Consider the following 25,126-nt stretch of genomic DNA (forward strand, 5'->3'; position numbering starts at 1 on the left):
ATGGCTCAACTCATTGGTAACATCCCGCCCGCAGACGAAAGTCTCATGGGGCTTATCGAGCGGCATTCCGATACGCTGTCAAGTCAGCTTCAGGCCCATCATCTAAGCGTCTTTCCGCCCCATGCGGATAAAACGATCCGCTATTTTCAGCCGGCTGAAGCCGCAAGGTTTATCGGTGTGAAAGAGGTGTACCTGAGAACCCTTGCGAACGACTTAGCCGACGATCTCGACGTTAGCACCGGCCCAGCAGGCCGGCGATCATATTCAGCGATGGATATGCATAAAATCCGCAATCATTTGGACAAGGTCGGCCGCGGAAGTCGGCGTTATCTTCCACACCGTCGCAATGGAGAAGATCTACAGGTCATTTCCGTTATGAATTTCAAGGGTGGCTCCGGCAAGACCACGACCGCCGCACATCTCGCACAATATCTGGCGTTGCGGGGCTATCGCGTTCTTGCGATCGATCTCGATCCGCAGGCAAGCTTGTCCACCCTCCTAGGGGTTCAGCCCGAGACGGATGTCGGCGAGGGAGAGACGCTCTACGGTGCGCTGCGCTACGAGGCCCCTCGGCCCATGCACGAAATCGTCAGGGGGACGTATATTCCCGATCTTCATCTCGTGCCCGGCAACCTCGAACTCATGGAATTCGAGCATGACACCCCGCGTGCGCTGATGAAGCGAAAGCCCGGCGATGTTATGTTCTTCCAGCGGATGAAGGCAGCCCTCGCCTCGGTCAAAGACAACTATGATGTTGTCGTCGTGGATTGTCCGCCGCAACTTGGCTATCTCACACTGTCTGCAATCGCCGCCGCGACCTCATTATTGGTGACCGTTCACCCGCAAATGCTGGACGTGATGTCGATGAACCAGTTCTTATCGATGATGTCCGATCTTTTGCGCGAGATCGCAGGACACGGCGCGGAGTTCGACTACAAATGGATGCGTTACCTCATCACGCGCTTCGAACCGAGCGATGGGCCGCAAAACCAAATGGTCGGCTATCTTCGCGCCATGTTCGGCGACAACGTGCTGATCCACCCCATGCTCAAGACCACAGCTGTCTCTGATGCTGGCCTCACCAATCAAACGCTGTTTGAGGTTGAGCGTGCTGCGTTTACGCGGGCGACGTATGATCGGGCCATGGAGGCGATGAACAATGTAAACGGAGAGATTGAATCTCTCATCAGGAAAGCATGGGGACGGGCAGCATGAGCCGTAAAGACATCTTGCCAATTCCGCAGAACATTGGCCGCGTCGAAACAACGCGCCAGGCCAAACCGCGCACTTTGCCACTCATGCCCGAGCCGCAAGATAGGCTGTCTCTCGTTGAGCAGCCGAAAGCAGAAAACAAGATCGTCAAACAGGTCGGCTCGACATTTGAACTGGAACGCGAGCGTCAGGCGCGTGCCGACGATATCGAGAAGCGCCTGCTCGCCGGCCAATCGGTCATTGATATGGATCCCAGTACAATTGACGCATCGTTTCTACAAGACCGAATGCCCGGCGACATAGACGGGCTAGTGGTCTCAATTCGTGAGCAAGGGCAACAAGTACCCATTCTTGTGCGCCCTCACCCCGATGTCCTAGGCCGATACCAGGTCGCGTTTGGCCATCGGCGCCTTCGTGCCGTTGCAGAACTCGGACTGAAGGTCAAGGCAATCGTCCGCGATCTCAGCGACGATCAGCTTGTGGTTGCGCAGGGACAAGAAAACAATGAGCGCCAGGATCTCACCTACATTGAAAAAGCTAGGTTTGCTGATCGCTTGAAGGCGCGCTTTGCCCGGGACGTGATCATGTCAGCCCTCTCTGTTCAGAAGGGGGATCTGTCGGTCATGCTGTCCGTGGTCGCCAAGATACCAAGAGAGCTGATAGATGCGATCGGTCCCGCTCCGGGCATAGGTCGTCGTAGTTGGATGGAATTTGCCGACTATTTGACCGTAGGAAACAACCTCGACAGGGCAATCAATATCAGCGAAAGCGAAGATGTGCGGGGTCTGCCATCGGACGAGCGGTTCAAGGCTCTTTTGAAACAATTGAGGCCCAACGCGGAGCGGCAAACAGCAGAGCCTTGGACAAGCCCCCGGCAGCATCGTCTTGGGCTAATTAAACACGGCAAAGCCACGCTGGATATCTCAATAAGCACGAAAGACGCGCCCGATTTCGCCGCGTTCTTGCTGAACCAAGTACCTGCACTCTACGATGAATTTAAATCGAAAAGTGCCGAACATCAACGCAACGGAGAGTAGACCGGAAAAGAAAAAGGCCCCCAAAACGTTGCCGTCATGGAAGCCCCTTCTGTAGTCCGCAAACACAGAATCGCACTTCCCTGAAAAACAGTCAAGAGTCTCGGCACCATTTTGGTGAGCGGATTTCTTTTGCCTATCGAAAGGTAAGAGATAATGCACACAGAAAGCGTAACGACGCCCTTTGGGCGGCGGCCAGTGACGCTTGCCTTGATCAAACGGCAGATGGCGGCTGTGGAAATCAAACCAGGAAAATCAGCAAACAAATGGAAGGTGTTTCGCGACATTGCGGCAGGAAAATCACTGCTTGGCCTTCAATCTAGCAGCCTTACAGTTCTGAACGCGCTGCTGAGCTTCCATCCTGACGCAGAGTTGCGTCAGGATGGAGCGCTCGTTGTGTTCCCTTCGAACGTTCAACTTGCCCTGCGCGCCCACCAGATGTCCGATGCAACCATCCGCCGACATATTGCCGCCTTGGTCCAGAAGGGTCTGATTATCCGCAAGGACAGCGCCAACGGCAAGCGCTACGCCCGCAAGGACAGATCCGGCGCCATAGAATCTGCGTTCGGCTTCGATCTCTCCCCATTGCTCGCCAGAGCCGATGAGTTTCTGTGTTTGGCCGAGGAAGTGGCCGCCAAACGAGACGCATTGCGAAAGGCAAAGGCCGACTTGACGATATGCCGTCGTAACGTCCGTAAGATCCTCACAGCCGCGATCGAAGAAGGGGCAGAAGGGAATTGGTATGAGATGGAAAACACCTATCTGGGTATTGTCCGCCGCATGTCCCGTTCACCCACGATTACAGAAATAGAGGCTTCTCTAGCTAAGATGGAAATGCTCGAGGCCGATCTTATCAACCGTCTGCATTTGTTGGTTAATCCTGGAAAAATGAACGGCAATGACAGTCAAAATGACCGGCATATACAGAATTCAGATCCTGACTCTACTATTGAATTTGAACCGCCTATGAAACAAACCGCACAACGGCGTGCCATTGGAAGCGAAAGCACGCCAAGAGATGCACGGGCGATGTATCCTTTGGAAACAATTTTGCGAGCGTGCCCACTTATCTCGGACTATGGCCCAGGAGGGACCATCAACAATTGGCGTGAGCTTATGAATGCGGCCGTCGTCGTCAAGTCTATGCTGGGAGTCAGCCCGTCTGCTTATCGGGACGCATGCGAACTTATGGGACCAGAAAACGCAGCTGCAACGATTTCATGCATTTTACAGCGCACAAATTTTATTACTTCTGCGGGCGGATACCTTCGAAGTCTAACCGGGCGGGCGAGAGAGGGGCGATTTTCCCTCGGTCCCATGATTATGGCGCTTCTTAAATCCAGCATTGGCGAGGAACACTCGTTTGGTTAGCAAAGTTTGCCGCGGCAAACTTTCCCCTCTTAGGAGTTTGCCGCGGCAAACTGCGCATTTCATCAGCCCAAGGGACAGTCAATCGCGATTTAAACGGTCCCGTGACTTCTCAAAACCCCCTCGTCCCACGAAACAAAGAGGGTCACAGGCACGATCGGAATGCCAAGACGAGCTTATCCCGTGCCCACAGCATGGGTAACCAATGTGAACGCCGGAACATCGCACGGCGACATGACTGGACCCCAACGAGGCTCCGAAAGGCCGACAACGCAATGGAAACCAGACTGGTCCTACACAGTGAGCAGTCAGCCGAAAGAATAGGATTTCCCGAACGGTTGAGAGAGTTACAGGCAGAACCCCAAGCATGTGCCCACTGAACCTCCATAAGAGGTGCGAACGAAGCGCTCCGTGCAGTTTCGGAACTCCATATTGCAGCAACCTATGGGCCAGCAACACGCCCTTGGTCAGACGGCGCCGTTCGACGACAGGCCTTAGACTAGCGGCCAGCAAGAAGCCTAAATTCATTCTACTCAGCGGCTAAGCCGGAGACTGTTCGACATTGCATCGCAATTCTTCACCCATACCTTTGCAGCCGCCTCGCGGTAAGCGGCATTCCCCCTGTGGGCAAATTCTCGGGAGGAGACATGTGTGCTTCACGCATTGGCGTGTGGACGCCGTGTTAAGTTGGGACTGCGCTGCTCCGCGGGCCATAAAATGCAGACAACGACATCGTCGTCCAACGCAAGGATTTTTTCATCCCCACGACGGCGAGAGAGTTCTTGCGCAATTTCATGTTCCTACGAAACAAGCAACGCTCTCAGCCAGCTGGCAAGGCCGGTGAAGTTGAAAGCGAAAGGCACCAAAAAAGTGTTGCCTTGCAGTCGCATACGCTAGGAGCAATGAGCGCCAGGGAAAATGATAAGCGCCAGACGTTTCCTTGTTTCGGCCGAAAGACGGTAGCTAGTGCCAAGCAGGTCATGTTGGGTGGCGACGCCTCGGGATTGTGACGCAGACTAGACAAGTGTGGGTGACGCTATGAGCGTTACGTTACTGCTCTCACGTGCGCCGCCACGTTCGCATGACGGTTGAAGTCGATACGCAACCGAGGGTAAAACGGCCAAAGCGCGGAGCCGGTGCCCGACAGATCGGTCCTCTCAGGATGCTGGACGCTCTTTTGACTGCTCCTTCCCGCCAGCATTCATTACGTTCGTGCGGCGCTTCTGTCGGTCTCCGCTTTTCCAGAGCACTGTCCTTGTCAAGCGGACGGTTGCATGACGAACAGAGAGGACGTAACTCCCAAGGAAAGGCGGCATTCAACTTGATGACCAGAAACGAGCGCCCCAGCATTTGGCTTGTCTGCCAGATGGAGGGGAATTTTCATTGGCAGAAATGACACGAAGCCGAAGAACACAAGCCCCCGACGCGAGTTTACGAATGGGATGCTGGCGGCCGTGGTCTGACCTCTTGAAATAATCCCGCGGCGTTAGTGTGAGGTTTCCCGGCCTATTTCGCGCGGGTAGCAGCAGTGGACGCCGTAGATCGCCGCTTGGGGAATTAAACAATCTGCTTGAGGAGGCACCCGATCGGGTTGTTTCGTTCCAAGTAACGCCACTGCAATGGGACTAGTTCTGGCATTCTCCAGTCGTGGAAGTTCGAGATTTGAAATTACACCGGCTCTCACTGTCATCGAACGCCTTGAAACGCCGGCATTGGGTAAAAGTACCGGTGTTGCTCACAGCCTGTGAGGGCTTCGAAATAAGGTTTTAAATAGCTTCCAGTTGTTTGAGTCAATAAACAAGGGATGGAGCGTTAAAGTCGATAATTGCCATAAATAAAGAAACTATTTTCCCAGTGAAGGCAGAGTAAAGCGCGGTGAGACCCCTGCTTTTTCCCGCGGGCCCATTGGATTCGAGCGCACCGAGCCCTTGGCGTCATTTCATGACACTTGAACTTTCTGTGTTGCAGTGCATTATAAGTCGATACTAGGGGGTTTATCCAATGGACGCAGAAATCCTGACAGTTAACTTTAAGTCGAGAGCGGTACGGACGGTTCACTATGAATTCGCGAGCAACCGACTTGTAGTTATCACGGCGCACGGCAAGACCCGCGTTTACGGCAGCATACCATTTGAGCTTGTGAAGGCCTTTGCGGAGCATCCGACGCCTGGCGTGTTCTATGAGAAATATCTAAGGGCGGCGCTCAGGCCGCAACTCTTGTCCAACTTGCTCGTCAAATTCTTGTTGCTCAGGCGTATCAAGCGTGTTGAAACGACCTCGCCTGCTGATGTTAACCTGACGGTCTATTCCTAGCTGGCGATGTGCATTGATGTAAAAGACAGGCTGGCCACATGTCTTTTCGATGCATCCCGCGAAATGTCAGGCCGGCACGTCCACGTGTTGCGCTGAACCATCCAATGTACCTCGAGGTATATCGCTCTTATACTCGACCTGGTGATGTCGCCTCGGTAACCCCACCCACTTGTTGCCCAGTGGCAATGCTGGTGGGCAACCCTCCCTCATATCCACCCACCTTGAGTTCGACGCCAATCCGCTTCCGGCGGCGTTATCCAGATTGTCCATCTTCCGACAAGTTGACTGCTGGCAGTATGCTGCATCAAGCATCATCTGCGCGTATTGCATTTTAGTTGTTGTAGTCCCGCGGAAATTCCTTTGGTACTTCCTGTTTAAAAAAAATGGGAAAATACCGCCGCATTAAAAATCAATGCATCACAAGTAAATGGCGCCAACGTCGCGCAGTCAAATTGAAATGTTTTCTCGATTCCAATAGTCGGTGCGATTATCGGCAACCGCCGATAAATTTTGAATGCCAGTTGATGTTACTATTAATTCTTGCCAATTGGTTTGGATTAGGGAAGATGATGCCAACACATTCCGACCCGGACGATGATCTTCGTTGAGTTGAGAATGTACCAGCGGGTGCCGACGGATGTTAAGAACAGAATTTCGTACTGCCTGTATGATTCTGGTAGTGAGCCTTTCTGCTTTGAGCGCAAATGCCGATACGACCGTTACTCCAAAGTCAACACGGAGTGGCGGCCTACAGATCGAAAATCAATGTCGCATCAGAGCAGATATTTGCTTCGATATATGCGACTCCGAGAAAGATGACGACCAGCATATGAGATGTCTGGGAACTTGCGTGGATGAATTTGATACCTGCAAGAAGGCGGGTGCGACAAAGTGAAAATTCATTTTTCTGGATGCTGAGGTAAGGGCGAAGGTGCTTATCCGGTATCTCCTTTTTGCTCTCAGTCGCGTATCAGCCCGAACCTGCGGGCCTCGTCGAGAAAATGACGAACCGAGGATGGTTGCCACTTTCGGCCACCGCGGGGCGGTGTCTCGCCGAGCAATTCCAATTGAGCCCCAATCCCTCGAAGCGATAAGGTCGGATCGGCAATCGCTATTGCAGCAATGAGCGTCATGAGGCGATCGTCCGGCGTGCGGCGTGGTGACCGGGTGAGCAAGGCCGAATCGGCGAGATTGGCCCGGGCCATCCTGTGGACAGCGCGCCGGAGGCGCTCGACAGTCCAGTCCATGCCACGACGGTTGAGCACGCGAACGACATTATCCCAACTGTGATCCGGTCGAAGCTTCTTGACTGTCGGCAGCCAGACATCTGCCGAGCCAACCAACTGGGAAAGATAGTTTTTATCGCGTGCTTTCGATGCAGCTTGGATCGCGTCCGGCCGCCGATCCCGTAGACCCGGATTTCCAGCTAGCTTTCCTCGGCTCTTTGCGGCCCTTATGCCAGCTTTGGTCTTTTCGCTGCCACGCCGTTTCTCAAGCTGGACCAACGCCCGAACAATTGAAAGACACGCAATGCCATGGGGAGGAGAAGTGTCAATCATATCTATCATTGAGCGCAGATGAACGCCACCCTTCTCGAAGTCCTCCATCAGTAGCAGCAAGGAGCTTGGCGAGAGGTCCAGTCGGTCGAGGCGCACGACGACGAGGGTGTCGCCAGCCCGAAGCTCGCCGAGCAGTCTCGTCAGGACGGGATGACCGTGAGAGGGATGAGACGGACGCTCATCAAAGATCCGCTCGCAACCCGCTGCAAGCAGTTCCGCCTGCTGTGTGTCCTCAAATTGCTCATCGCTCGCAGTGCGGGCATAGCCGATGATCCGTTGCCGCTTCAACAGGTCGCTGGATGCACGTTGGATCACAGTCGTGCGTCCTCCCAATTGGCTCGATGCGTTACTGTACAAACAATGTGGATCAGTAACCGCCCCATTACAAGTAAGTTTTTGATACTCGTATACGGCCTCCTGAGCGGCAAAACGCCTTTGTCGTGAAGCGTGGAGAAGCAAAGGGCATAAAATCGCCTGGTGACGGCTTGTGAGGAAACTCGCGCCTAAGACTTTGCGAACGCATCAGGGTGATACCAAGTCAGCAATGCTGCTTGAACCACAGGAATGACGGCAGCTTGGCAAATGGTGACCAGGTCTGATTGTTCACAGGCGGCGCCGCGCCGTCATCTTGCTTTGACGCAGAAGTCGACGCAGTGCGCGGGGTCGTTGCGGGAAAACATTGCGAGCGCCGCCTGGGACATACAAGCGTCATTCGACGCTTGGCGATGTGCAAAGGGAGATCAAGGCACGAAGGGCGCCTCAGACGGCTCTCTACCGAGAGCGTCTCGATGCCCGTTCCCTCTGGCCAAGCGCCGGCCGGTCCCGTGGTTACGGGTCGGCCATCAGGCTATTGCTCACGCCGCCACCGACGATCGCAAAATATTTCTATCAGGTGCGGCCGAATTCGTCGTTAAGGCGAATGATGTCGTCCTCGCCGAAATAGGAGCCGGTCTGCACCTCGATCAGCTCCAGCAGGATCTTGCCCGGATTGGCCATGCGGTGGACTTCGCCGAGCGGGATGTAGACGGACTCGTTCTCCCGCACGACCTGCACCTTGTCGCCGATGGTGACTTCAGCCGTTCCCTTGACGACGATCCAGTGCTCGGAGCGGTGATGGTGTTTCTGCAGCGACAGCTTCTTGCCAGGCGTCACGAAGATGCGCTTCACCTGGAAGCGGTCGCTCTTGATCAGCGACGTGTAGCCGCCCCAGGGGCGATAGGACGTGGGATGGGTTTCGGTGAGCGTCGCGGTCTTCTTGTGGCCGGCCAGCAGCTTGACCAGCTTGCCGACGTCCTGGCTGTCCTTCAGATGTCCGACATAGACGGCATCTTCGGATGCGATGACGGCGACGTTCTCGAGACCCTGCACGGCAAGATGAGTACCGTGGGTCATGACGAGAGAGTTTTTGGTGTTGACCAGCGTCGTGTTGCCGGCCGACACGTTGCCGTTCTCATCCTGCTTGCCGACCTTCCACACCGAATCCCAGCTGCCGAGGTCCGACCACAGGAAGGACGAAGGCACGACGGCGGCGTTCGACGTCTTTTCCATAACGGCATAGTCGATGGATATGTCGGGGCTCTTGGAAAACGCCTCGCTGTCGAGACGGGTGAAGTCGAGGTCGCGAACGCCCTTGGCAAGGGCTTCCTTGGCCGCCTTGACCACGGCCGGTGCAAATTCGTTCAGCTCCGCCAGCAGTGGCGTCACCGGGAAAACGAAGATGCCAGAGTTCCAGTAGAAGCCGCCGGCAGCAAGCATCGCCTCGGCCTTGTCGACGGGTGGCTTCTCGATGAAGCGTTTGACCGCATGGGCGCCAGAGGCCAGCGACTTTCCGACTTCGATATAACCGTAGCCGGTGGCAGGCTCGGTCGGGGTGATGCCGAAGGTGACCAGCTTGCCTTCCGCCGCCGTGGCACGGGCGATGCGGATGCAATCGAAATAGGTGGCGTCTGCCGTGATCTCGTGGTCGGAGGCCAGAACCTGGATGATGGTATCCTTGCCGAAAAGATCGCTCGCCACAGCGGCTGCGGCTGCGACGGCGGGGGCCGTGTTGCGGGCAACCGGCTCGAGCAGCACGGCTGCAAGTTCGATGCCGAGCTCGCGGGCTTGCTCGGCCACGAGGAAACGGAACTCCTCATTGGTGACGACGATGGCCGCTTCGTAAAGGTCCCTGTCGGAAACGCGCGACAGGGTGTTCTGAAACAGTGTCTGGTCTCCCACGAACTGGATAAACTGCTTTGGCGCCGTGGCGCGCGACAGCGGCCACAATCGAGTTCCCTTGCCACCGGCCATGATGACCGGGACGATTTTTGCTGCCATGAATTCGATCCTCTTTAAAACTTGTCGTCGATGAATTTCTGCAGGCGAGGCCGCCCTGGCCGCTGTCTGGCTCCGGCATCTACGAACGCTGATTTGTGTCGCTCGTCAAAAGCATGCGAGCACGACGACTGTATCGTGTCTTCCGCTTTCTCCAATCGTTCATTGTCTATTTGTCGATCAAATGAGACACAAGGTTAAGGCTGCAGTCCGGTCTTGTGGAGCTTACGCTATCTATGTCATCCCGCTGAACCCAATGGGCAGCCGGCACAATGAAGTCAGAATTTCTCCACTACGTCTATAAAATAGGTGGTTTTAACTTTTAAGGCGAATGGCTGGTCCGTACCTTTGCACGCAAATGCGACGGGAGGAAAGCTTATGGGCGAACTACGGCTGCTTAATCGAGACAATGGGGACCCGGTGCCTGCGCTGAAGAGCGAGGAAGACGCGATCTCGACTGCGCGAACGCTTGCAAAGGTGTTTGCCCAAACGGCATCCGCGCGAGATCTGGAGCGGACGATGCCTTTCGCCGAGATGGATGCCTTGTCGCGCTCCGGACTGCTCGCGATCACCGTGCCATCCGAGTATGGCGGTCTCGATGTCTCGAATGCTGTCTTGGCCGAGGTCACCGCCATCCTTGCAGAAGCGGATGCGTCGATCGGGCAGATCCCCCAGAACCATTTTTATATTCTTGAAGCGCTGCGCGTCGACGGCAGCGAAGAGCAGAAACGCTTTTTCTTCGGTCGGGCGCTGTCAGGCGACCGGTTCGGCAATGCATTATCGGAAAAGGGCACCAAAACGGTCGGCCATTACAATACCCGCATCACCAGGGACGGCATCGGCCATCGTATCAACGGTCGCAAGTTCTATTCGACAGGCGTCCTTTTTGCCGACTGGGTTACGATTTTTGCACTTGATGCCGACGACAGGCTGACGATGTCATTCGTGGCGAGGGGCACGGAAGGCATCGAGATTATCGATGACTGGGATGGCTTTGGCCAGCGAACCACCGGCAGCGGCACCACTATCCTCAACAATGTCTATGTGCAGGCCGATGCCGTCGTTGCGCACCACAAAGGTTTCGAACGGGCGACCACGATCGGCTCTGTCGGCCAGATCATTCACGCCGGCATCGATCTCGGCATCGCCCGCGCTGCCTTCCAGGACACCATCGCGTTCGTCAATAGCCAGTCACGCCCATGGACGAACAGCGGTGTCGACCGGGCATCGGACGACCCTTTGACAATTGCAAAGCTGGGCCAGATCGCGATCCGCATCGAGGCTGCGTCTGCCGTCGTCGAGCGGGCCGGGCGAAAGATCGACAGCGCCCAGGTCGATCCTACGGAAGCAAATGCCATAGATGCGACCTTGGCCGTCGAGACAGCCAAGGTGTTGACCTCCGAAATTGCCCTGGAGGCATCGACGACGCTGTTTGAGCTCGCAGGTACGTCCTCGACGCGCGCAGGCCTCAATCTGGATCGCCACTGGCGAAACGCCCGCACCCATACTCTCCACGACCCGGTCCGCTGGAAATATCACGTCGTCGGCAATTACCATCTGAACGGCGTCAAGCCGCCGAGGAGCGGCGCGCTATAGAGAAGTTCCGGATACAAACGTCCTCGCAGTCTTGCGGGAAGTTCTACGGATATCGGACCGCGTTCATCTGAAAAGGCCTCGCTCGCTTTACCGAACGAGGCCTTCCGGCTGTTCCTAGACTATCGATCAGCTGTAGAGGCTGACCTCCGGGATGGTCCCGTTGAGTACAAATTCACCGACTTCCCTGGCCTTGTAGAATACTGGGTCGTGAAGGGTGTGGGTCCGCACATTGCGCCAGTAGCGGTCGAAACGATATTTCGAGGCCGTTGCGCGCGCGCCGATGATCTCGAAGACTTTCGACGTGATGTCGAGCGAAACATGCGTTGCGTGAACCTTGGCAGCATAGGCCTCAGCCGCCGCTTCACCGCGTTCACGGGCGGTTGCATCGTGGCCGCGCGACAGGGCTGCCTGGACAGCGGTTGCGGCGAGATCGGCTAAAGCCGCCGAGGCTTTCAGGGATGCTGTGAACTCGCCGACCCGCTCCAGGATATAGGGATCGTCGGCGGCACGAGCAACGCCGGAGGTGATCCAGGGACGCGTGGTCGTGCGAACATAATCCAGCGCCGCAGCCAATGCTCCTTCCGCGGTACCGAGGTAGAAATTCACGAACACCAGCTGAATGAGCGGCGTATTGAAGGTAGCGAGCACGGGCGGCGGCGCATCGGCATCCGCAGGCGGCGCGACGAAATCGCCCTCATAGACCGGGAAATCGCGGAACTCCACGCTGCCACTGTCCGACAATCGCTGGCCCATATTGTCCCAGTCGTCATTGGCGATATAGCCGGGCCGGTCGGTCGGAACGGCGAAGTTGACGATCTGTCCGTCGAGAAGCGCGTTGGCGTTGATGTAGTCGGAAACGCGGGCAGCGGTCGAAAACGTTTTCCGGCCGTTTAGCACATAGCCGTTGCCGCGTTGCGTGAGCACCAGCCCCGGATCGCGCGGATTGACGGCAGCGCCCCAGTAGAGGCTGCGCGCAACCGTCTCGGCGCCGAGCGCCTTGGCGCGCGACTGGTCGGCGAAGGACCAGTAGATCGACTGGCTGTTGACGTAGTGGTAACCAAGCAGCTGGCCGAGCGAGCTTTCGCCACGAGCAACGATCCGCACAAGCTTCAGGGCATCGATCCAGTCGAGCCCGCCCCCGCCGATCTCGGCCGCGTGCAGCGCATTGAGAAGACCGGCGTTCTTTAACCGGACAATTTCAGGGATAGGCGGCAGGCCATCACGATCGAGTTCCGCACCGCGACGCGCGAAATCTGCGGAAAGCTCTAATGCCCTTGAAAATAGCGCTTCGCGCCCGATGCCGTGGGCCGCTGCAAAGACGACATTCGACTGGCTCATCTCAAATCCTCCAATTGAAAAGTGCGGAGGGCAAGGCGTACGAAACGCCCTGCCCTCACCGCAGATGATCAGAATAATGCCTGCGGGATCCAGCTGGCGGTGGCCGCGCCGCTTGTATTGAAGGCGGGCAGCTTAGCGGCGAGGTCCTCGATTGTCTTAACGCCGGCGGCGCGAAGAGCCGCCTGGGTCAGGAGGGTAGGCTCGACCGTGATCTGGTGGGGGACGGGCTGACCGGCGATCTCCAGGGCCGCCGCGCGGACCGAAACCGCTCCGACGACTGCCGGGTTGGTCGCGACGGTGGCAACCCATGGGCTACCCTCTTCGGTGATTTCCTGAATGTCGGCCGTCGAAACGTCGGCGGAATAAATTCGGATCTTGTCCTTGATGCCGAGATCGCCGGCCGCCAGCTTCACGCCACGGGCAAATTCATCGTAGGGCGCAAAGACCACCTTGATGTCCGGGTTTGCCGTCAGGGCCGCCTTTGCCTGGTCAGCGGTCGTCGTTGCCGTCGTATCGCTGACATTGCCAAAACGCGCCTTCTCGACGACGCCGGCATTGTCGGCCTTGAATTTTTCCCAGACCTCGTTACGGCGGTCGAGAGGCGCAAAACCGGCAACATAGACGTAGGCCGCATTGAACGCGGTGCCATTTTCTTTTGCGGCCTGTTCAAGTGCCTGCTTGGCGAGAGCATGGTCGCTTTGCTCTACCTGCGGGATCTTGGGATTGTTGAGGTTCACGTCAAAGGCAACCACCTTGACGCCCTTGTCGAGTGCTTGCTGCACAACGTCTGTGAGCGATTCGGGCAGGCCGTGGTCGACGACGATGCCCTGGACGCCAAGATTGATCGCCTGCAGGATCTGCTCGCGCTGTTCCGACGCATCCTGTCGTCCCGGGAAGACACGAAGGTCGATGCCGAGCGCCTTGGCCTGGGCGACTGCCCCGGCCTGGTAGGCCTGGAAAAAATCACCGGCCGAGATGTAACTGATAAGGGCCAGCTTGACGCCACCCTTGTCGAAGGGCGCCGGAGCGCCCGCAATGCCACCGGCCGTAGCGGCCTGGCTCATCAGCAGCGGAAGGATGGCGGCGCCGGCGGCGAGCCGTAGATAAGATCTCATGTTCGCATTCCTTTTGCATGTCTGTCGGGTCCATCGGGGCGTCGTGCGACAGACCGTTTGACCGCCCTGGCGACGCGATTTCAGTAGATATAATTCCCTATTGAATTTGTAGACTGTTTGATGCGTTGTTTCCGGTTGAAGGAGATTGTTTGTTTCCTGGACAGCCTCTCGGCAGCAAGGCTTTGCCTGTCTCATCGGCATCGCAGCTGGCAGAATTGTCGAAACAACGAAAGTTCGACCGTGCCTCTACTGGATGTCCTCAACCTCCGCCGCAGCTTTGCCGAGACGAAGGCGCTCGGCGGCGCCTCGTTGTCCATCGAGCCCGGCGAGATCGTCGCTTTGATGGGAGTGAACGGTGCCGGAAAATCAACTTTGGTGAAAATACTGTCCGGCGTGCTGCCGGCCGATGGCGGCGAGATGCGGCTCAAGGGGCAGAAGTTTGCGCCCGGCAGCCCGGCCGAGGCGGCAATGGCCGGTATAGTGACGGTGCACCAATCGACCGATCTTGTCGGCGCACCAGGGCAAACGGTGGCTGATGCGCTTCTGCTCAACCGCTTCGCCGATGGCAGCATGCCCTTTTTCGTCTCGCGAGCCAGCATTCGCAGACAGGCGCAGGCAATCCTGGACATTGCCGGCTTCGATCTGCCGCTTGACCGAGATTTTGGTGAGCTGTCGGCCGCAGAACGCCAACTCGTGGCGATTGCGAGAGCCGTGGCAAACAGGGCAGATTTGCTGATCCTGGACGAACCTACGGCCAGCCTGTCGGCGAGCGAGAGTAACCGGCTGTTCGATATCCTGCGGCGAACCCGGCGGACGGGGCTCGCAATCCTCTACATTTCCCATCGCACGGCGGATCTGCAGGCTATTGCCGACCGGGCGCTGGTCATGCGCGGCGGTGTCATCGTCGGCGCCTTCGGTCAACCGATCGATTTTGACCGTGCTGTAGAGGCGATGATCGGCCGCCCGCTTCGCTCGATGCGTCCGGGCGTGGGGGTGGCGCAAGGCGAAGCTGTGTTCACGATGCGGGGCGCGTGCCTTTTACCCGGAAGCCCAATTTTCGATCTTCAACTGTCGCCCGGAGAAGTTGTCGCCATAACCGGCGTCCTTGGTTCCGGCAAGAGCCGCCTCTTGTCGGCGATCTTCGGCCTACTGCCGCTGACGTCTGGCGAGATGACGCTCGGCGGATTGCCCTACCGCCCGAAACGTCCTGCCGACGCTATTGCCGCCGGCGTCGCCATGGCAGCCGAGGACCGGCATCGCTCGTCGTTGATGCCGCCCTCCTGGCCCGGCAATAGCATCGCCGCAACCATCGGCCTGCCGCATCTGGCCAAGTGGTCCCGGCATGGGTTCCTCGATAGCGCCCGCGAGCGTCGCGAGGGTGAAAAGGCCATCGACAGGTTGCGGATCAAGGCGACCGGACCCTCATCATCCGTCTGGACATTGTCGGGCGGCAACCAGCAGAAGGTGGTGCTGGCTCGCTGGGAGGCCGAACCGAGCCGCCTGCTGCTTCTCGACGAACCCTTCCAGGGGGTCGATGTCGGTGCACGCCAGGACATCATCCAGGCGATCCGCAGCCGCAAAGATCGCGCCACGCTGATTGCCACCTCCGATCCTGAAGAAGCGATTGAAATGGCCGACCGCATCCTCGTCATGGATCGCCACGGGCTGCAGTCGCTGAAGCCAGACCGCCACGAAGATACCCGAGAAGGAATACCGGCATGAGCGCCACCGACAGCAGATCTTTCGAAACGGAAAAAGGTCTCCCGCCATCTCGCATCGGCGGTCGTGGGTGGATCGCCAGCCTCCATTCATTCGTGCGCGCTGGCGCCGTATTCATCCTTCTGGCAGCGCTTGTCATCATCTTCACCGGTGCCCAGCCGGCCTTCATTAACCTCGGCAACCTGATGAGCATCCTGCAGGCCGTTTCCGTCGTTGCCATCCTCGGCGCCGGCGTCACGGTGACACTTGCGGTCGGCGGCTTCGACCTTTCGATCGGCGCCGTTGCCGCCTCGAGCGTCATGGCCGCCAGCTATGCGATGATCGTCTGGGGGCTCAACGTCTACGAGACCGTCCCTCTGGTCCTGGCGCTCGGCGCTGTTGTCGGCCTGCTGAACGCGCTGCTGATCGTCAGGCTGAGGGTGCCGGATCTGCTGGCGACGCTGGCCATGATGTTCCTGTTGTCCGGCCTGCAGCTTATTCCGACGGCCGGTCGATCGATCTCGGCAGGGCTGGTCCTACCGGATGGATCGAAGGCATCGGGTGCCTACGATCCCGCCTTCCTGCTGATCGGCCGCCACAGCCTGTTCGGCATCGTACCGGTCTCCGTCGTCCTGATGGCGCTGGTGGCCTTTGCTCTCTACGTGCTGACGGAGAGGACCCGCATCGGACGGCTGTTGTTTGCTACCGGTGGCAACGAGGTGGCGACACGGCTGGCCGGTGCCTCCACGCTTAGGCTGAAAACGCTGGCATACGTGATTTCCGGCACACTCGCCGCGCTCGGTGGCATCATCATTGCGGCCCGGGTTGGCCGCGGTGACGTGTCTTCGGGCGGATCGTTGCTGATGGACGCCGTTGCGGCCTCGCTGATAGGCTATGCAGTGCTGGCCCTGCGCCGCCCGAACGTGCTCGGCACCATCGCCGGTGCCGTCTTCGTCGGTGTGCTGCTCAATGGGCTGACCATGCTGAATGCTCCCTATTACACGCAGGATTTCGTCAAGGGCGCCGTGCTGGTCGGTGCCCTCGCCCTTACCTACGGCCTCAACCGCGGCAATGCCTGAGGCCATCAGATGCTGCGGTAGCATCGTTTTACTGCGAAAGGACCAATATCATGAGCCGTGAAATCAGGCTGAATGCTTTCGACATGAACTGCGTCGGCCACCAGTCGCCAGGTCTTTGGACCCATCCGCGCGACCAGTCTTGGAAATACAAGGATCTCGACTACTGGGTTCATCTGGCAAAGACGCTGGAGCGCGGCAAGTTCGACGGACTGTTCATCGCCGACGTGCTCGGCGTCTACGACGTGCTGAACGGCAATGTCGATGCGGCGCTGCGCCACTCCGCACAGGTGCCGGTGAACGATCCGCTGCAACTGATTCCGACCATGGCCCATGCCACCGAGCATCTCGGCTTCGGCCTGACGGCGTCGCTGTCCTTCGAGCACCCGTACACCTTCGCCCGCCGCATCTCGACGCTCGACCATCTGACAAAGGGCCGCGTCGGCTGGAACATCGTCACCTCCTATCTGAACAGCGGCGCACTCAACATCGGCCAGCAGGCCCAGTCCAAGCACGACGACCGATACGACCTGGCGGAGGAATATCTGGAAGTCTGCTACAAGCTCTGGGAGGGCAGTTGGGAGGACGACGCCGTCGTCCGCGACCGCACGACGGGGATTTTCACCCACCCCGAGAAGGTCCACCCGATCGGCCATGCCGGCAAGCACTTCACCGTGCCCGGCATCCATCTCAGCGAGCCATCGCCACAGCGCACACCAGTACTCTACCAGGCAGGCGCCTCCAGCCGAGGCAAGGATTTTGCCGGGGCACACGCCGAATGCATCTTCGTGGCTGCGCCATCGAAGCCGGTGCTCAAGCGCTACGTCGCCAATGTCCGGGAGGCGGCCGAGCGCAACGGCCGCAATCCTCGCGAGATCCTCGCCTTCAACCTGCAGACTGTCATCCTCGGCGAAACCGACGCCGAGGCGAAGAAGAAGTTCGACGAATACCGCAAATACGTCTCCTACGAGGGTGCGCTAACGCTGATCTCCGGCTGGACCGGCATCGACTTCAGCCAGTTCGGCCCCGACGAGCCGCTGCGGCATCGCTATACCAATGCCGTTCAATCGGCCGTCGAAACCTTTACCACCATCGATCCCGACAAAGTCTGGACGGTGCGCGAGATGGCCGATTGGGTTGGCATCGGCGGCTTCGGTCCGGTGTTTGTCGGCTCGCCACAGACAGTCGCCGACCTCCTGCAGGAGTGGGTCGAGGACACCGATGTCGACGGCTTCAACCTTGCCTACGCCGTCACACCGGAGAGCTTCGAGGATGCCGTCGACCTCCTGGTGCCTGAGTTACAGAAGCGCGGGGTCTACAAAACCGAATACAAGGCCGGGACGTTGCGCGAGAAACTCGGCGCCCGGGGACCGCGACTGACAGCACCCCATCCGGCGGCCGGATATCGCAATCTCGTTCGCGACTTCGAACAACTGCGGGCGAGCGGCTGGGACCGTGTCCGGGTATGAGCGTAATACGCTGAAACCGGGGCGAAATTCGATGCGGACATTGCCCGGTTCCGCAGAAATTTGAAAAGCTGTTCCTCGTCTATATCGTTAGAATACTTATTCTATCGACATTATTTATTAAAGGAGAGGGACATGGAATACGAGCGTTCTAAGGGTGGAATTGGCCGGCGTGATCTGTTGAAGCTGTCGGCGATAGCTGGCGCTGCGGTGGCGGGAGCAACATTGGCCGGGCGGGCGCCCGCATCTGCCGCCGATGGTGAACTGTCTCTGAAGGGCAAACGCATCGCGATCAGTGCTACGGGCACGGATCACTTCTTCGACCTTCAGGCCTATAACGCCCAGATTGCCGAAGTGAAGCGCCTTGGCGGCGAGCCGATCGCCGTCGATGCCGGTCGCAACGACGGCAAGCTTGTGTCGCAGCTGCAAACCCTGATTGCCCAGAAGCCGGATGCGATCGTCCAGATTCTCGGCACGCTCAGCGTCATCGATCCATGGCTGAAGAAGGCTCGCGATGCCGGCATACCGGTGCTGACGATCGATGTGGGCTCCACCAACTCGCTCAACAACACGACGTCGGACAACTGGGGGATCGGCAAGGATCTGGCACTGCAGCTGATTTCCGATATTGGCGGTGAAGGAAACATGGTCGCCTTTAACGGCTTTTACGGTGTCACGCCCTGCGCCATCCGCTACGACCAGCTGGTCAATGTCGTTAAATATTTCCCGAAGGTGAAAATCCTCCAGCCGGAACTGCGCGACGTCATCCCCAATACCGTGCAGGATGCTTTCACCCAGATCACCGCGCTGCTCAACAAGTTTCCGGAAAAGGGATCGATCAAGGCAATCTGGTCGGCATGGGATATCCCGCAACTCGGTGCCACCCAGGCTTTGGCGGCTGCAGGCCGCACGGAAATCAGGACCTACGGGGTCGATGGCAGCCCGGAAGTGCTGCAGCTCGTCGCAGATCCGAACTCGCCGGCCGGCGCCGATGTCGCGCAGCAACCGGCGGAGATAGGACGCACAGCCATCCACAATGTTGCAAAGCTGCTCGCCGGCCAGACCCTGCCGCGCGAAACCTACGTCCCGGCTCTGCTCGCCAATAAGGCCAATGTCAACGAAGTCACCAAGAAGCTCGGCATCGGCTGATCTCGGGGTCATCAATGTCTGCGGCCCGGCCGCAGATCGCTCCCGATGCTGCGCGCCGCGCGAGGGTTCCATGACGATTACATCCACACCTCCGCCCGGGGATCGCGATATCATCCGCCTCGAAGGTATCGACAAGCACTTCGGTGGGGCACAGGCGCTGTCCGGTGCGTCGCTCGCGGTTCGCCGTGGTACCGTTCACGGCCTGGTGGGCCAGAATGGGGCCGGCAAGTCGACGCTCATCAAGCTGCTGGCGGGACTGCACCAGCTGGACGCCGGGAGCATCGTCATCGACGGCCAGAGATTCGAAAAGCTGACGCCACATCTGGTGGAAGAGCTCGGTATCCACTTCATTCACCAGGACCGCCTGCTGGTTCCGACCTTTACCGTCGGCGAGGCGCTTTTCCTCGGGCGGGAGCCGCGTATTGCTGGAACGCCGTTTCTGGATCGCCGTGCCATGCAGCGTCGCGCGGCCGCAATACTCGAGGATTATTTTGGCATCAACTTGCCCACCGGCGCCTTGGTCAGCGAACTGTCGACTGCGGAAAAGCAGATCGTCCAGATCACCCGGGCATTGCTCAACCAGCCTAAGATCCTCGTTTTCGACGAGCCCACTGCCGCGCTCGTGCACCGGGAAGCGGAAATCCTTTTCCAGCTGATCCGCCGCCTCCGCGATGAAGGCGTGACAATCATCTATATCTCGCACTACCTCAACGAAATCGAGGCTATCTGCGACGATGTCACTGTCTTGCGCAATGGCCGTACCGTTGCCGCGCTACCGATGGCGAGCACCTCCGCCAACGCGATTGCGCGGCTGATGATCGAGCGTGACATCGAAGACATGTTTCCAAAGCGAGCGGTGACTGTCGGAGAGGACCTGCTGCAGCTGGAAAATCTGACATCACCCGGCAAATATGCCGATGTGTCTTTCACACTCCGGCGTGGAGAAGTTCTCGGGTTGACGGGGCTGCTCGGTTCTGGCGCGAAGGAGCTGGTCCGCACACTGTTCGGCCTTGAGACCGCCACCGCCGGCACCATCGCGGTCCTCGGCAAGGCGATACAGCCTGCCGATCCGTCTGAGGCCACCGACCGCGCAATAGCCTTGGTGCCAGAGGACCGCCGCATCAATGGAGTGGCGCTCGATCTGGATGTCGGCGAGAACATCAGTCTGGCCTCCTTGCCGCGTTTCACCCGGTTTGGACTGATCGACCGGAGCCGGGAGGCATCCGAAACGGAGCGGCTGATCCACCGGCTCGAGATCAAGACCGCAGGACGGGAGGCGCTGGTTCGGACGCTTTCCGGCGGCAATCAGCAGAAGGTCGCCATCGCCAAATGGCTGAGCCGGCATTCCGAAATCTACCTCCTAGACGAGCCGACCGTCGGCGTCGATATCGGCTCCAAGGTCGAGATCTACACGCTGATCGGCGACCTCGCCGAAAGGGGCGCCGGCATTATCGTGCTGTCCTCGGACTTGCCCGAACTGGTCGGGATAACCGACCGCATCCTCGTCTTCTTCCGAGGCCGCATCGTGCGCGAATTCGCGTCGCGCGAGACCACGCCCGATGCGGTGCTTGCCCAATCGACCGGCTCGAAGGAGGAACTGCGCCATGTCGGCTGACGCTCACTACGCGGGTATCGATTTCGAACCGGCGCAAGACATTCGCCCGAGGCTCGGTCGCAATTTCACGACTGCGGCCCTTCGTGGCGGCTCGCTCCTGGCCTTTGCCGCAATCCTAGTGATCTTTTCGCTGACCGCTCCCTATTTTCTGAGCGTCGGCAATATCGGCAATGTGCTTGGCCAATCGGCCATATCGGGCGTTCTGGCGATCGGGCTTACCCTCGTTCTCATTGCCGGCGGATCGAATGTGGTGACGGGTGGCATCGACCTGTCGCTGGCAGCCAATATGGGTCTCAGCGCCGCAGTCTATGCCAGCCTGATCCAGTTCGGTTTCGGCGATGCAACGGCCATCGCGGCCGCCATCGCGACCGGGGCGTTGATCGGTGCTGTCAATGCAGCGGCGGTCGTCCTTGCGGGTATCGTGCCGCTTTTGGCAACGCTGGCGGTGATGAATGTTGTCGGGGGCCTGGAACTGGTACTGACGCAGAACACCGTGCTGCCGGCATCGACGCCGTTTCTTTCTCTCCTCTCGGCCACCGACCCGTTCAGCATCCCTGTTCTCGCCTATGTCCTGCTCGGCTTCACACTGTTGGTGACCGGCATCGTGCAATTTACACCCCTCGGATTACGCCTTTACGCCGTCGGTGAATTTGCCGAGGCGGCGCGCGCTGCAGGCTTACCCCTCAAGCGGCTGGTGGCGGGAGCATTTGTCGCCAGCGGCGTCTGCGGCGGCCTGGCTGGAATTCTTTCAGTCTCCTATCTGAGCGGGAGCACGACGGGCGCTGGCGAGATGCTGCTTCCGGTCGTAGTGACTGCGCTGCTCGGATCCGTCTTTTCCCGTCGCCTCGTGCCGACCATCCCGGGAACGCTGCTCTCGGCGCTGCTGGTCGGGTTCCTGGTCAACGGCTTTCAACTGCTCAATATATCGAGCACGCTTGTCAGCGGCGTCCAGGGTGCGCTGATCCTGATCGTCGTGTCCGCGACCACATTGCTGCGTCGACAGGAGAATTGATCGATGTCCCTAACCGCACCCTTGCCAGTTACAGACGCTGCATCAGCCCACCGCACCCTGCATAACCTTGGTCGCTACGGACTGGTGCTGGCTCTGATCGTCGTCTTTGCCATTTTCAGCCTAACGACGTCGACCTTTCTGACCTTCGCCAACCTGCAGAGCGTACTCGTCAACAATTTCACGCTGCTCGCTATCGTCTCCGTGGCCATGACCTTCGCAGTCGCCTCAGGCGGCATCGATCTATCCGTCGGCACGGCGGTCGACATGGCAAGTTTTGCCTTCGTCTCGGTGGTGCTGGCGGGCCAGCCAGTGGCGATTGCCGCACTTGCTGGGCTTGTCGCCGGCGGGCTGGTCGGCGCATTCAACGCGCTGCTCATTTCCGGCATCGGCATATCGCCGTTTCTGGCGACGCTGGGAACGCTGTTCATCGGCCGCAGCATCCAGCAGATGCTCACGAATGGCGGTAACCCGGTCTATCTTCCCCCGAACGGCGTGCCCGCTTCCTTCCGCTTTATCGGCCATGGCACGATCGCCGGCGTGCCGACCCCGCTGTTCGTCGCATTCCTCATCATCGTGGCTGCAGCTATTATACTTTCCCGCAGCCGGTTCGGACGCGTGCTGCTGGCATCCGGCATCCAGCCCAGCGTAGTGCGCTATTCCGGCCTGTCGATCCGCGCCCATGTCGCCCTCGTCTTCATCCTGGTCGGGACAATTGCTGCTGCAGCCGGGCTGATCCTGACCGCGACCGTCAGCGTCTACATCCCCTCGTCCGGAAATGCGTTCCTGCTCAACGCCATCGGCGCAACCTTCATCGGCACTACCTTCAGTCCACGCGGCCGCCCGAACATCCCCGGCACAGTTCTCGGCGTCCTCCTGCTCGCCATCGTTGCCAACGGCCTGCTGCTCAGCGACCTGAATTTCTACTGGCAGCAGGTCGGAACAGGAACGCTCATCTTCGCCGTTCTTGCCGTAAGCTTCGCCAGCAGGAAAGCGCACGCTTGACGTGGCGCCGTGCGTTTGACCACGCGATGTTGAGCCAGATCAGGCATGCGGCGGTAAGGCGGCGCCTGCGAGTTTCGTCTTTATCCAGTCGGCAACACGGTAATATCGCAGGGTAAGCGGCGGTCCGTATTTCATGTAAAGAGGTGCCGCTGTCAGAGGTTCTAGCTTGAGCGAAAGATCTGACTGCGGAACGCCTTTTGCCCAGTCAGACAGGATGCCGCCCAGCATGCTGCCGGTCGGCACGCCACGACCCGAAAGGCCGGTCAGCGCAACGACGCCCGGTGCCAGATCGTAAAGACGCGGCACGGTGCGGTACTGCATGTCGAGCTCGCCGAACCAGAAATACTCCCATCGGATCTCCTGCCTGATTTGCGGATGCAGCCATTTCAACCTGTTGCTCATCACCCTGCGGGTATACTCCATGTCTCGGCCGCGCCGCCCCATCGGAAACATCGACGCGACGATCCGCCCCTCGGCATTGTACTTGTAGACATAGATATCGCCGCGACCATCGTGGACGGTGGTATTACGTGGCAGGATCGAGCGGCGCTCGTCTTCCGATAGCGGCTGCGTTGCCGCGACAAAGACCTTCTGGATCCTGAAGGTCCGGTCGAGCTTCGGCCATCCGCCAACCGTATAGGCCCCGGTGGCGAAGATCACCTTGTCTGCAACGACTTTTCCCTTGGGCGTGCGGATCGCCCAGGCGGTTCCGTCGCGCTCGCAACCGGTCACCGGCGATTGCGTATGAATAATTCCGCCCTCCTGGATGACCGCTCGGGCAAGGCCGCGGGAATAACCGAGAGGGTTGAGGTGCCCAGCCTCCTCATGCAGCCAGCCGCCGTGAAAGCGCGGGCTACCGGTAATCGTCGCCACCTCGTCCCTGTCCAGGGCCCGGGTTTTCGCGCCGACGGCGTTGTAAGTGCGCACCTTCTCTTCGATTGTCTTCATCATGCCGGGATAGGCGGCACCCATGACATAGCCGTGCTGCTGCCATTCGCACTGGATCTGGTAGCGCTCGATCATGGCGGATACGCGGTCGTTGGCGCGAGTCTGCCTGGCGATCAGCCGTTCTGCCCAAGGCTCGCCGAGCATCCGGCGCAACTCCGGCAGGCTGTAATGAGTGAACGTCGGCGTGCAATGGCCGGCGTTGCGCCCAGAACCTCCAAAGCCGATCTCTTCCCTCTCCAGAAGCAATACGCTGATGCCGTCGCTGACAAGGTCGAGCGCCGTGGTCAGCCCGGTGTAGCCCCCGCCAACGATGCAGACATCGGCTTTGAGCGTGCCCTCCAGCTCTTTCGTTTCGACAGCAGGCGCTGCGGTTTCGTACCACAAGGTCGTCTTGAACGGAGAAAACCGGGTCATATCGCGCCCTTCAGTTTGCATCGCTGCGCGCGTCAAGTGCGTCGCGCAGGCCGTCTCCGATGAAGTTGAAGCTTGTTACCGCCAGTGTGATCGCCACGCCCGGTACGATCGCGAGCCACGGGGCGCGGTCGAGATATTGCTGCGCACCGTTCAGCATATTGCCCCAGCTCGGCAGCGGCGGCTGGATGCCGTAACCGAGGAAACTGACATAGGCTTCGAGCAGGATGGCGCGCGCGACGGTCAGTGTGGCGGCGACGATGATCGGGCCGATGGCGTTCGGCAGGAGTTCGCGAAACATGATCCAGCGGTTGGAAAGGCCGAGCATCCGGGCAGCCAGCACGAAATCTCGCTCGCGCAGCGAGCGCACCTCGGCTTCGACGATACGGGCGATCTCCATCCAGCTTGTGACTGCAATGATAACGGTGATCATGAACGGGCTGGGCTTGATGAAGGCCGCCAGCGCCAGAAGCAGGAAGATACTGGGAAACGACAGGAAGGCATCGACGAACCGCATCAGCGCCGCACCGATACGTCCGCCGTAATAGCCGGCACAGACACCGATGACGGTGCCGAAGATCGTGCTGAGCACCATGGCGAAAAAACCGACGAGCAGCGAAATGCGTCCGGCCATGAACAGGCGGGCAGCGAGATCGCGGCCAAGCGGATCGGTTCCGAAAATATGGTAGCCGGTCAGCGGTGGGGCAAAGCGGGCGCGAAGGTCGATGTAGAGTTCGTTGAACGGCAGCAGATAGGGACCGATGACGCAGGCAAGCGTCAGCAGCGTGATCATGATCAGGCCGATCATGGCAAGCCTGTGGCGCGCGAACCGACGGAAGGTGCGGCTCTGCCACCAATGGGATTTGCTGGAGCGGGGTATGGAAGCGATTGCTGACATGAT

At 58.9% G+C, this 25,126-nt stretch carries 18 protein-coding genes; 12 read left to right on the top strand and 6 right to left on the bottom strand.

Annotation, left to right across the window (positions count from 1 at the left end; translation table 11 throughout):
* Positions 1-45: 45 nt before the first annotated feature.
* The 4 genes from repA to PR018_RS17890 all read left to right on the top strand — a co-directional run bounded on the left by repA (position 46) and on the right by PR018_RS17890 (position 5,927).
* Positions 46-1,215 (top strand): plasmid partitioning protein RepA, encoded by a 1,170-nt coding sequence (gene repA / locus PR018_RS17875; protein WP_142832361.1) that lies wholly within the window; start codon positions 46-48, stop codon positions 1,213-1,215.
* Positions 1,212-2,249: a plasmid partitioning protein RepB gene (gene repB / locus PR018_RS17880; RefSeq protein ID WP_142832360.1), complete on the top strand. Its 1,038-nt coding sequence runs from the start codon at positions 1,212-1,214 to the stop codon at positions 2,247-2,249. The genes repA and repB overlap by 4 nt, the downstream gene beginning before the upstream one ends.
* A 153-nt stretch (positions 2,250-2,402) precedes the next feature.
* Positions 2,403-3,617 (top strand): plasmid replication protein RepC, encoded by a 1,215-nt coding sequence (repC, locus tag PR018_RS17885; RefSeq protein ID WP_142832359.1) that lies wholly within the window; start codon positions 2,403-2,405, stop codon positions 3,615-3,617.
* Positions 3,618-5,615: 1,998 nt separating this feature from the next.
* Complete coding sequence (locus tag PR018_RS17890) at positions 5,616-5,927, top strand: KTSC domain-containing protein (RefSeq protein ID WP_142832358.1); 312 nt, start codon at positions 5,616-5,618, stop codon at positions 5,925-5,927.
* A 959-nt stretch (positions 5,928-6,886) separates the two neighbouring features.
* On the opposite strand, the gene PR018_RS17895 is transcribed toward PR018_RS17890, so the two are convergent.
* Positions 6,887-7,801, bottom strand: coding sequence for a recombinase family protein (locus PR018_RS17895; protein WP_162854794.1), 915 nt, complete (start codon positions 7,799-7,801; stop codon positions 6,887-6,889).
* A 573-nt stretch (positions 7,802-8,374) separates the two neighbouring features.
* Positions 8,375-9,802: a mannose-1-phosphate guanylyltransferase/mannose-6-phosphate isomerase gene (locus PR018_RS17900; RefSeq protein WP_279621450.1), complete on the bottom strand. Its 1,428-nt coding sequence runs from the start codon at positions 9,800-9,802 to the stop codon at positions 8,375-8,377.
* Positions 9,803-10,177: 375 nt separating this feature from the next.
* Here PR018_RS17900 and PR018_RS17905 point away from each other — a divergent pair, with 375 nt between their 5' ends.
* Complete coding sequence (locus tag PR018_RS17905; protein WP_142832309.1) at positions 10,178-11,395, top strand: SfnB family sulfur acquisition oxidoreductase; 1,218 nt, start codon at positions 10,178-10,180, stop codon at positions 11,393-11,395.
* 126 nt (positions 11,396-11,521) lie between these two features.
* Here PR018_RS17905 and PR018_RS17910 read toward each other — a convergent pair whose 3' ends face one another.
* Together PR018_RS17910 and PR018_RS17915 are read right to left on the bottom strand one after the other, a co-directional pair.
* The gene (locus tag PR018_RS17910; protein ID WP_142832308.1) at positions 11,522-12,733 is read right to left on the bottom strand and encodes an acyl-CoA dehydrogenase family protein; all 1,212 of its coding nucleotides are present in this window, start codon (positions 12,731-12,733) and stop codon (positions 11,522-11,524) included.
* Between the two features lie 68 nt (positions 12,734-12,801).
* Positions 12,802-13,848: a substrate-binding domain-containing protein gene (locus tag PR018_RS17915; RefSeq protein ID WP_142832307.1), complete on the bottom strand. Its 1,047-nt coding sequence runs from the start codon at positions 13,846-13,848 to the stop codon at positions 12,802-12,804.
* Positions 13,849-14,088: 240 nt separating this feature from the next.
* Between PR018_RS17915 and PR018_RS17920 the strand changes: the two genes are divergently transcribed.
* The 7 genes from PR018_RS17920 (at position 14,089) to PR018_RS17950 (ending at position 22,866) form a co-directional block, all read left to right on the top strand.
* Positions 14,089-15,570: a sugar ABC transporter ATP-binding protein gene (locus PR018_RS17920; RefSeq protein ID WP_142832306.1), complete on the top strand. Its 1,482-nt coding sequence runs from the start codon at positions 14,089-14,091 to the stop codon at positions 15,568-15,570.
* A complete protein-coding gene (locus PR018_RS17925; protein ID WP_142832305.1) occupies positions 15,567-16,625 on the top strand; it encodes an ABC transporter permease in 1,059 nt (352 codons plus the stop codon). The genes PR018_RS17920 and PR018_RS17925 overlap by 4 nt, the downstream gene beginning before the upstream one ends.
* Positions 16,626-16,675: 50 nt before the next feature.
* The gene (locus PR018_RS17930) at positions 16,676-18,091 is read left to right on the top strand and encodes an LLM class flavin-dependent oxidoreductase (protein WP_142832304.1); all 1,416 of its coding nucleotides are present in this window, start codon (positions 16,676-16,678) and stop codon (positions 18,089-18,091) included.
* A 132-nt stretch (positions 18,092-18,223) separates the two neighbouring features.
* A complete protein-coding gene (locus PR018_RS17935) occupies positions 18,224-19,237 on the top strand; it encodes a sugar ABC transporter substrate-binding protein (protein ID WP_142832303.1) in 1,014 nt (337 codons plus the stop codon).
* 70 nt (positions 19,238-19,307) lie between these two features.
* Complete coding sequence (locus PR018_RS17940; RefSeq protein WP_142832302.1) at positions 19,308-20,852, top strand: sugar ABC transporter ATP-binding protein; 1,545 nt, start codon at positions 19,308-19,310, stop codon at positions 20,850-20,852.
* A complete protein-coding gene (locus PR018_RS17945) occupies positions 20,842-21,864 on the top strand; it encodes an ABC transporter permease (RefSeq protein WP_142832301.1) in 1,023 nt (340 codons plus the stop codon). The genes PR018_RS17940 and PR018_RS17945 overlap by 11 nt, the downstream gene beginning before the upstream one ends.
* A 3-nt stretch (positions 21,865-21,867) precedes the next feature.
* Entirely contained in the window at positions 21,868-22,866 is a 999-nt protein-coding gene (locus tag PR018_RS17950) for an ABC transporter permease (protein WP_142832300.1), read from the top strand.
* A 39-nt stretch (positions 22,867-22,905) separates the two neighbouring features.
* Here PR018_RS17950 and PR018_RS17955 read toward each other — a convergent pair whose 3' ends face one another.
* The gene (locus PR018_RS17955; RefSeq protein ID WP_142832299.1) at positions 22,906-24,228 is read right to left on the bottom strand and encodes an NAD(P)/FAD-dependent oxidoreductase; all 1,323 of its coding nucleotides are present in this window, start codon (positions 24,226-24,228) and stop codon (positions 22,906-22,908) included.
* Between the two features lie 10 nt (positions 24,229-24,238).
* Positions 24,239-25,123 carry an ABC transporter permease gene (locus PR018_RS17960; RefSeq protein WP_142832298.1) on the bottom strand — a complete coding sequence of 295 codons (885 nt, stop codon included), beginning with the start codon at positions 25,121-25,123 and terminating at the stop codon, positions 24,239-24,241.
* Positions 25,124-25,126 lie beyond the last annotated feature (3 nt).

Origin of the sequence: Rhizobium rhododendri, from assembly GCF_007000325.2 — a bacterium.
Taxonomy (GTDB): domain Bacteria; phylum Pseudomonadota; class Alphaproteobacteria; order Rhizobiales; family Rhizobiaceae; genus Rhizobium; species Rhizobium rhododendri.

Bases quoted from the DNA above. Each gene is read 5' to 3' on its own strand.
- repA (WP_142832361.1), top strand. From the start codon at position 46: ATGGGGCTTATCGAGCGGCATTCCGATACGCTGTCAAGTCAGCTTCAG.
- repB (WP_142832360.1), top strand. From the start codon at position 1,212: ATGAGCCGTAAAGACATCTTGCCAATTCCGCAGAACATTGGCCGCGTC.
- repC (WP_142832359.1), top strand. From the start codon at position 2,403: ATGCACACAGAAAGCGTAACGACGCCCTTTGGGCGGCGGCCAGTGACG.
- PR018_RS17890 (WP_142832358.1), top strand. From the start codon at position 5,616: ATGGACGCAGAAATCCTGACAGTTAACTTTAAGTCGAGAGCGGTACGG.
- PR018_RS17900 (WP_279621450.1), bottom strand. From the start codon at position 9,802: ATGGCAGCAAAAATCGTCCCGGTCATCATGGCCGGTGGCAAGGGAACT.
- PR018_RS17905 (WP_142832309.1), top strand. From the start codon at position 10,178: ATGGGCGAACTACGGCTGCTTAATCGAGACAATGGGGACCCGGTGCCT.
- PR018_RS17910 (WP_142832308.1), bottom strand. From the start codon at position 12,733: ATGAGCCAGTCGAATGTCGTCTTTGCAGCGGCCCACGGCATCGGGCGC.
- PR018_RS17915 (WP_142832307.1), bottom strand. From the start codon at position 13,848: ATGAGATCTTATCTACGGCTCGCCGCCGGCGCCGCCATCCTTCCGCTG.
- PR018_RS17925 (WP_142832305.1), top strand. From the start codon at position 15,567: ATGAGCGCCACCGACAGCAGATCTTTCGAAACGGAAAAAGGTCTCCCG.
- PR018_RS17930 (WP_142832304.1), top strand. From the start codon at position 16,676: ATGAGCCGTGAAATCAGGCTGAATGCTTTCGACATGAACTGCGTCGGC.
- PR018_RS17935 (WP_142832303.1), top strand. From the start codon at position 18,224: ATGGAATACGAGCGTTCTAAGGGTGGAATTGGCCGGCGTGATCTGTTG.
- PR018_RS17940 (WP_142832302.1), top strand. From the start codon at position 19,308: ATGACGATTACATCCACACCTCCGCCCGGGGATCGCGATATCATCCGC.
- PR018_RS17945 (WP_142832301.1), top strand. From the start codon at position 20,842: ATGTCGGCTGACGCTCACTACGCGGGTATCGATTTCGAACCGGCGCAA.
- PR018_RS17950 (WP_142832300.1), top strand. From the start codon at position 21,868: ATGTCCCTAACCGCACCCTTGCCAGTTACAGACGCTGCATCAGCCCAC.
- PR018_RS17955 (WP_142832299.1), bottom strand. From the start codon at position 24,228: ATGACCCGGTTTTCTCCGTTCAAGACGACCTTGTGGTACGAAACCGCA.
- PR018_RS17960 (WP_142832298.1), bottom strand. From the start codon at position 25,123: ATGTCAGCAATCGCTTCCATACCCCGCTCCAGCAAATCCCATTGGTGG.